Here is a 6468-nt window from a genome sequence, read left to right as displayed (position 1 = left end):
TTACAATCTCTTTATTTGAACGATTACTCGTTCGTGCTTACTCACTCGTTGTTCAGTTTTCAAAGATCAATTTCTTTCGTTTTCTTCGCCCTCTGTTTAGCGGCGACTTTTATAATATATCACATTCGATCCAATCAATGCAAGCTTTTTTTATTTCACTTTTTTAATACTTCGCTTACATACGAGAACTCATTGTTCTGGAATGCGTTACCGTTTTTAGCGGCGAGAGTTAATTTATCATAGAATCGCGATCAAAGTCAAGCATTAAAAAGAGAATAAAAAAAGAACCAGGAAAACACCTGATTCTTAAAGGTTTGCTGCGTTTAGATACTTGTATATCGTAACTCGATTTCTGAAGTTTGATCATCGATTATAACGGCAACTTCTTTAATCAAACCTTTTTTGACTAGTTTATTAAGTAAAAGAGGAAGCTCTGACTTCACTTCCACTAACTGCGAGTGTTGTTGGAGCTCATCAGAGCTAAGCGGTTGATCGCTTTCCCTGAGGATTTGAATAAAAGCCTCGCAGCAATGTTCCATTTTGGACATAACCGAAAACTCACAAGCAAGCAAGACAAGCTGAACCCTCTGTTTCAACGTCTCTTTACTCATCGTCAGCTCTTCATATAACTTATATACCCCCGGATTGATCGCGCGGATCTGTCTCCAAACAGTGATCTCGGGATGATAACCATCTTCCACGATGACGATACGTGCCCAGTGATGGAGAGCTTCAAGGATATTGTTGTAGGCATCTAAAATATGATCATCGAGAATATATTCCTTGCTTTGCAGATATTTGCGCAAAAAATGCGAAAATTCAATCAGCAGCTTATGCTCACGCAAGTCACCAGGAAACTCAAGTATACGATGGCGCAGGCCTTCTAAATAGGTGTTCTGATCCAGAAGTATCTCCCCTTTTAACAACCAGTGAAGAATATTGCGATTAACCCCATGACGAATCCATTGCTCGATCGAATTAGGATCTGTCCATCTTTCTTGTATCCGTGAATCGTCTCTTATATAATTAGTCGTATGATTGTTCAGGCTTAGGTCATTCGTTACTATTAGAAGTAGCGTATCAAAACCATCTGTCAGTGAGGGAAGTTGCTTAGGATTGTCTACCGCCATGACGCTAATGATTCTAGGGTCATTCCGGAACTTAAGCAATAGCTGCTCTTTATTTATTCCCATGGGTTTCCAAAGCTCCTGTCTCCATTTTTGTTTATACCTTATTTCTACAAGGGTGAAGGGGTTTCCTGCTGATTTCTGTGACAATTCATACAAAACATGAGGTAGAGGAATGAGGAGGAACTGAACGTGCGATTTAGATCAAGTAAAGTCAATGAGTTCCGCTTATGGGGTCTTGCTATGACCATGGGTGGAATGCTGCTTATGATTATAGGACTAGCAGGTGTCGTTTTTGATTGGGGACAAGTTGGACGTGTGATTGCCGTCATTTTCATGATTATTGGGATGATTAGTGTATTGGTGAGTATGGGTATTTATTTTTGGGCGGGTATGCTCTCCACATCAGCTACAGTTATCGATTGTCCAGAGTGCGGTCGTAGAACGAAAATGCTCGGCAAAACAGATCGTTGCATGTTCTGCAAAACCATCTTAACAATTGATCCACAATATGAGCCTGTTGGCGAGAACGAAACGGCAGCTGCACATGCTGTGCAATTCGAACCAAGTCGCGAACATGAGCATAAGCCTCATTAAGCATGGAAAAAAAAAAGCCAAAACCCTGAATGGATAAGGGTTTTGGCTTTCTTTTTATATATAGGGATAATGGCGGTGAATTTAGGGTTTAACTGTCGGTAGAGCATCCTTAAGGACTTGCCAGCTTGCTGGTAGTTCAAACCCCCGGCGCCACGAGGCTACGCCTGCTAAATCATACTTCGCAACTAGTGCTGCGCGTGCTTTGATCGAAATTTCATCTTCTAACCAAATGCGAATGAGTTTGTCGCCGTCTTTGTATTCCACATAATTTTGACCCGTGTCCGCTAAAAACGTAGGTGTAAGCTTCTTCTCATTGATAATCGCCTGTGCTGCTGACATGGTTAGTGTCTTAGAAGTTGCGGTCAACTTGCCATTTTTCGTCTCTTCGGTCCATTGCCGCGTATAGAATGGCACACCAAGGACAAGCTTAGATGGCGGCACTTTATCCGTCGTTAAGAGTGCTGTTATAGAACGTTCAGTCCAAGGTAAGGATGATACAGAGCCTGACTTAGGACTCGTCGCCCAATATTCGTCATAGGCCATTAACATCATATAATCCACTACCTCAGCCAAGGCCGGTCGGTCGTAGAACATAGACCACATTTCATTGGTGGATTTCGGTGTTACATCGATCGTGACGGACAAACCTTGTTCATGCATAAAGGGAGTCAATTCACGTACGAATTGGACCAGATTCTCTTTATCTTTGAGATACACATTTTCAAAATCGATATTAATGCCTTGCAGCTTATAAGTTTGGGCAAAACCAAGCAGCTGCTTAATCATTTTCATACGAAGATCATAGGTCGATAAGACCTTTGTTGTTCGATCTGCGTCGAAGCCGTTACTGAACAACGCCCACACCTGATAGTTGCGGTCTTGCGCCCATTTGACATAAGCAGCATCTGCTAAGTTACTAATTTTCCCCTCACTGTCTGCTACTGAAAACCATGTAGGGCTAACGACTTGCAGTCCAGGCATATCAACAATCTTACTTGTATCCGGATTCTTCGAGATCACATGCTCCCACGTCATATTTAACTTACCGGTTATGGGCTTCCAAGATACGTAGGATGATGTTTGCGTTTGGACGGGTATCGTTTCATCATGATCCTGGGTTAATTCGCTTTTACGAACAAAGCCAATCGGACCGCTCTCCTGCTGTACTTTGTACCAGTCACCCTCTGTACTCAGTATCATGACTTGTTCATCAACAGCAATTTCGGAAACAATCGGCGCTTTAATAGAGCCTTCCGTCCGAAGTTCAGCCACTTTCTTCCCTGCATGCTTGCCCCAGTGGATGATGTCGCCTTGTTTGAAAAGCAAGATGGCACCCGATTTGGCTGACTCTCGAATCTCAAATGGATATAATTGCTTTAGCGGCTCAATGGGAAGATAAATGGTTTCATCCTTTTTCTCAACAGGAAACGATAAAGAGAGCGGCTTCTCATTCATCAGCGCCGAAAGCTCGGTAGTTTTCATGCGCAGCACTTTATCTTTCGTGGTAATGATAACGGAATCCGTGCTTTTCTCATATATAATATTCGGATCGATCCATTTCTGGACAAGCTCTAGCGGAAGCTTCAGACCTTCCTTCTCTCCGATTGCACTTGTTGAATTATAATTCCCTTCATAAAAAACAGGTTTACTTATGGTATGGAAGTCAGGATCTACATGTGTACGGTTTGGTACGAATTGTTGAAAAAGGTAAGTGGCTGCTCCAGCTGCAAGCATTCCTAGTCCAAGGGCTGTAACAAGGATTATTTTTTTCGATGATTTCAACGGTTCACTTCCTTTGAGCAGATGTGCGAATGTTATTAAACCTGATAGGATTATATGAAAAAGAAAAAACGTGCCAACACTTCGTTAGGAAGTGCTAGACACGTTTTATTATACAACAGGAGAACACCAAATGAGGAATTCTGAATAAAGTTAATGCTTGGTAGTTTCCGAACAATCTGGGCAAACACCATAGATCTCCAGACGATAACCGCCAACCTGGAATCCGGTATGCAAAGCAGCTGTCATCTCAATGTCTGACAACGGGGGATATTCAAAATCAGAAATCTTCCCACAAACCTCACAAACCGCATGATAATGGTCTGTCATATCCGCATCAAACCGACTCGAGCTATCTCCGTAAGTCAATTCCCGAACAAGTCCCGATTCGATAAAAACTTTAAGATTATTGTAAACAGTCGCTACACTCATATTAGGAAATTTGGATTCAAGAGATTTGTAAATATCATCCGCTGTCGGATGCGTCATAGAATCCAGCAAAAAAGCAAGTATCGCATACCGCTGGGGCGTCATCCGAACACCTGTTGTTTTCAACTTTGCTAACGCTTGTTCTAAATGTGCTGCCATGGTACTCACCGCCTGATGTTAGTCATTAAAACCTTACACTATATTGTACGTGTGATCTCTGACTTTTGTCAATGATGGTTATGCGGATCCTACCATAGGGGCTCATTTATTTTTTCGATCAAGAATGAACATAGCTACACCCGCAAGAACTAAAATACAAGAGCCGAAAAATGAGCCCATGAGATTGAACAGCACGGAGAACCAATTCGGTTTATTGCTAAGCATAAAAATCAGACCGCCAGCAATTATGAGGATGACGCCCATATTCGTCCCTTTCATCAATTTTTGAAGCGGATCGTGAATATCCATATCGTTCGTATTTACTGCGAACTCGCCGAGTTCAAGCCGTCTATTCACATGGTCCGTGAGCTGGAGGACGTCAAAAAGATTATAGAAGTAGATGACTGGAAGAAATAAAGCAAATAGAGTAACCGTAGGCACACTCGCATTATGATGATCTACAAGCGCTGTAATCGTAAAAATGTCCAAGATTAACAACATCATAATGAATAAGCCGCGCTGCATCAGGCCTAAATAGAAGTGTCCTGTTCCTGGAAGCATGAAGGACAGCATGCCAGCAGCCCATTTGCGTTTCTTAGAAATTGGATAATAAGGTGTGTAAGGCGGATAAGAAGGGCTCGTGCTGTAATCAGGGATGTGCGTGCGATCTTTGTGCAAGTCCATTTGGGATAGCCTCCATTTCAACTCATTTTAGTGGTATTGAGATAAATTTTGAATATAGTCGGTTAACTCTGAAATTCCTGAAGCGATGTGTAGGATTTTGTTAATCATCCCTGACTGAATTAATAGGACGGTTGCTGCAATAGCGATGGCCCCGTTCATCCAGGGTCTGCTCGTACTGCGTGGAGTATTAACCCCCGGCTTCGAAACAGCCGCATCTTGAAGTGACTGCATAATGCGATCCGTCAGCAATGGGCTTGGCTCATGAAGCGGCATCTCATCTAATAGCTTATTTAGGTACTGCGTGAGCTGCTTGTCGTCCTGCTGCCCCAGCTTCATGTGGATTCACCTCCAACCATTTCTCTTTGAGCATAGCTTTACCGCGATAGAGCCTTGTTTCTAGTGTTTTGATGGGCAGACCCGTAATTTCACTCATTTCTGAGTAAGAAAGCTGCTTAAAGTGGTACAGCACCATGACAATCCGGTACTTGTCCGGAAGTTGGGAGAGCAGCTCCTGCATGTGCGCTTGCTCATCTTTTCTTACCACCATCGCCTCGGGCTCTTCACAGCTGTCTGTAAACCAGCCTTTCATTTTATCCAACAACGCTTCATAGGGCCTACGTTTCTGAGTACGTCTATAATCAGTTACCAGATTCGTCGTCATACGATACAGCCATGTTGTCAGCTTCGCATCACCACGAAAATGACTCAGGGAACGAAACAGCTTCACAAACACTTCTTGGGTTAAGTCTTCAGCAGTTTCCTTATGCCCAACCATACGGTACACCAAGGTGAAAATATAGCTCTTATGACGCTCCACAATAACACGGTAGGCTTCGGTATGACCCTGACGGATCTCTTCAATTAATTGTTCATCCGTCAAATTGTCCATGCTAGACCCCCTTTGCCATGTGTTCTAAAAGCTTAGACGCTCCTACTCCATTTATCCCTTCAATTTTTACTATTTTCTATCGCAACGCCCGTAACGCCTTGCATTTGATTCGTTTCTTCGAGCACGATGCTAATAATCGAAGGCTTGGGTATTGTAACATGAAAGGTAATGAGGACGTGGTCGGTTTCACTGCCATCTTCCAATTCTTCCAGTTTAATTTGTTTAATATCGATTTTATGTTTACCAAGGATTGTCGTAATGAGACCCAACGTACCTGGCTGATCCAGTGCCTTTATTTTTAAAATGCGAACCTTTTTCCCATTAAAATATCTATGCTCCACTTTGTTCAGGATCCACAAGGAAATTAGCACCATGAAGCAAACCAAGACGGCTGGATAAAAGAAGCCTGCTCCGATCGCCAGACCGATCCCCGCAACTACCCAAAGAGAAGCCGCTGTTGTGAGGCCTGTGATGGATCTCCCATTAAACATGATTGTACCCGCTCCCAGAAAACCGATCCCACTGATCACCTGCGCGGCTAAACGTGACGGATCAAGACGAACATTAGTTTCATTCACAAATGCGCTAAACCCGTATATCGACAATAGCATCACTAGCGCCGATCCCACACACACCAAGATATGTGTACGAAGACCTGCTGCATGAGAGCTGACCTCTCGCTCAAACCCAATTAATCCACCAAGAAATAGGGCCAAAACAAGCCTTATCGTGACATGTAACTGATCAATTACCCATGGATTGGCCATCGTGTAAACGCTCCCTTTTTCAATCGAATTGTAAAGC

8 protein-coding genes are annotated in these 6468 nt (G+C 43.0%); 1 reads left to right on the top strand and 7 read right to left on the bottom strand.

Translation table 11 applies throughout. The annotated features are described in order from the left end of the window. Positions 1-323 precede the first annotated feature (323 nt). Positions 324-1193, bottom strand: coding sequence for a nucleotidyltransferase-like protein (locus tag A8709_RS13230; RefSeq protein ID WP_065852859.1), 870 nt, complete (start codon positions 1191-1193; stop codon positions 324-326). A 126-nt stretch (positions 1194-1319) separates the two neighbouring features. Between A8709_RS13230 and A8709_RS13225 the strand changes: the two genes are divergently transcribed. Beyond that, positions 1320-1724, top strand: a complete 405-nt coding sequence (locus A8709_RS13225) for a YgzB family protein (RefSeq protein WP_084224901.1) — start codon at positions 1320-1322, stop codon at positions 1722-1724. Positions 1725-1805: 81 nt separating this feature from the next. Here A8709_RS13225 and A8709_RS13220 read toward each other — a convergent pair whose 3' ends face one another. The 6 genes from A8709_RS13220 to A8709_RS13195 all read right to left on the bottom strand — a co-directional run bounded on the left by A8709_RS13220 (position 1806) and on the right by A8709_RS13195 (position 6431). Continuing rightward, positions 1806-3506: a glycosyl hydrolase family 18 protein gene (locus A8709_RS13220; RefSeq protein WP_141692520.1), complete on the bottom strand. Its 1701-nt coding sequence runs from the start codon at positions 3504-3506 to the stop codon at positions 1806-1808. Positions 3507-3656: 150 nt separating this feature from the next. Then, a complete protein-coding gene (gene perR / locus A8709_RS13215) occupies positions 3657-4091 on the bottom strand; it encodes a peroxide-responsive transcriptional repressor PerR (protein ID WP_065852857.1) in 435 nt (144 codons plus the stop codon). A 102-nt stretch (positions 4092-4193) separates the two neighbouring features. After that, positions 4194-4775: a DUF6677 family protein gene (locus A8709_RS13210; RefSeq protein ID WP_065852856.1), complete on the bottom strand. Its 582-nt coding sequence runs from the start codon at positions 4773-4775 to the stop codon at positions 4194-4196. Between the two features lie 27 nt (positions 4776-4802). Continuing rightward, complete coding sequence (locus A8709_RS13205; protein WP_065852855.1) at positions 4803-5111, bottom strand: hypothetical protein; 309 nt, start codon at positions 5109-5111, stop codon at positions 4803-4805. Continuing rightward, positions 5062-5664: an RNA polymerase sigma factor gene (locus A8709_RS13200; RefSeq protein ID WP_065852854.1), complete on the bottom strand. Its 603-nt coding sequence runs from the start codon at positions 5662-5664 to the stop codon at positions 5062-5064. Before A8709_RS13200 ends, A8709_RS13205 begins: the two co-directional genes overlap by 50 nt. Before the next feature lie 59 nt (positions 5665-5723). After that, entirely contained in the window at positions 5724-6431 is a 708-nt protein-coding gene (locus A8709_RS13195; protein WP_065852853.1) for an MgtC/SapB family protein, read from the bottom strand. Positions 6432-6468: the final 37 nt, after the last annotated feature.

Source organism: Paenibacillus pectinilyticus (genome assembly GCF_001700435.1).
Taxonomy (GTDB): Bacteria; Bacillota; Bacilli; order Paenibacillales; family NBRC-103111; genus Paenibacillus_E; species Paenibacillus_E pectinilyticus.
This window is presented reverse-complemented; position numbering and strand designations above follow the sequence as displayed.

Coding starts and splice junctions, on each gene's coding strand:
- A8709_RS13210 (WP_065852856.1), bottom strand. CDS start 4,775: ATGGACTTGCACAAAGATCGCACGCACATCCCTGATTACAGCACGAGC.
- A8709_RS13195 (WP_065852853.1), bottom strand. CDS start 6,431: ATGGCCAATCCATGGGTAATTGATCAGTTACATGTCACGATAAGGCTT.
- A8709_RS13200 (WP_065852854.1), bottom strand. CDS start 5,664: ATGGACAATTTGACGGATGAACAATTAATTGAAGAGATCCGTCAGGGT.
- perR (WP_065852857.1), bottom strand. CDS start 4,091: ATGGCAGCACATTTAGAACAAGCGTTAGCAAAGTTGAAAACAACAGGT.
- A8709_RS13230 (WP_065852859.1), bottom strand. CDS start 1,193: ATGGGAATAAATAAAGAGCAGCTATTGCTTAAGTTCCGGAATGACCCT.
- A8709_RS13205 (WP_065852855.1), bottom strand. CDS start 5,111: ATGAAGCTGGGGCAGCAGGACGACAAGCAGCTCACGCAGTACCTAAAT.